This is a genomic window from Arthrobacter sp. AL12 (genome assembly GCF_029960645.1).
Taxonomy (GTDB): Bacteria; Actinomycetota; Actinomycetes; order Actinomycetales; family Micrococcaceae; genus Arthrobacter.
Window position 1 is genome coordinate 1 of record NZ_JASBQY010000045.1, and the last position, 902, is coordinate 902.

Annotated in this window: 1 protein-coding gene; it reads right to left on the minus strand. The window is 63.3% G+C overall.

Annotation, left to right across the window (positions count from 1 at the left end; translation table 11 throughout):
- Positions 1-31 precede the first annotated feature (31 nt).
- A complete protein-coding gene (locus tag QK291_RS18985; protein WP_282384406.1) occupies positions 32-841 on the minus strand; it encodes a glycosyltransferase family 2 protein in 810 nt (269 codons plus the stop codon).
- Positions 842-902: the final 61 nt, after the last annotated feature.

Consider the following 902-nt stretch of genomic DNA (forward strand, 5'->3'; position numbering starts at 1 on the left):
CGCGGATGGCCGGAAATTGAAGTCGAGCACTTTAGGCTCCTTTCGCCATGGTGATGACGCTTTGCGGATCGGTGGGTGTGCGGGCGAAACGGACATTCGGGTAGGTGTACTTCACCCGTCGGAGGGATTCGGGCCTTGCCCCCGCGGTCGGCGCTTCCCAGGTGGTGCATTCCCTTGCCAGGGTGCGCAGGACCCGCCATCCGTCGCGAAAGGTCTGCAGGTTCGAAACACCGGAGATGCGGTCCAGTTCGAAGCTCGGCACTTCGGCTATGCGCAGGCCGGCGCGGGCGGCCCTGACAATCAGCTCCGTCTCGATCTCGAAGCCGTCCGATTCCAGTTCGAGGACCTCAAGGCACTCCCGGCGGAGCGCGATGTAGCCGTAGCAAAGGTCCGAGTAGTTGCTTCTCAGCACCGTGTTCGCCAAGCCCGTCAGGACCCGGTTCCCGGTGTTCCGCAGCCAGGTCAGGTCCTCGGACCCGCCCCCGGTGACGTAGCGTGAGCCCTTGACGAAGTCGTAGTCGTGCTGGAGCGGGGAAACGAACCAGCCGATTTCCTGCGGGTCCATGCTCCCGTCCGCGTCGAGCATCACGATGATGTCCCCCGACGCGGCGGCGAAGCCGGCGCGGACGGCGATGCCCTTGCCCTTGCGGGGTTCCGCCACCACAACGACGTCGACCCGCAGTGCCCGGGCGACGTCGATCGTGTGGTCATGGGAGCGCCCGTCCACGATGACCACTTCATCCACATAGGACGGCATGCGCCGCAGAACCCAGGGCAAATTCATTTCTTCATTAAGAGTCGGAATAACCACACTCACCGAAGCCCTCGGCGAGGCGGCCATTCGCTCGGACGGCGAATTCGGGCCCAAATTTGGAATAGACAAAAGCCTCACCACTTCATGA

Bases quoted from the DNA above. Each gene is read 5' to 3' on its own strand.
- QK291_RS18985 (WP_282384406.1), bottom strand. From the start codon at position 841: ATGGCCGCCTCGCCGAGGGCTTCGGTGAGTGTGGTTATTCCGACTCTT.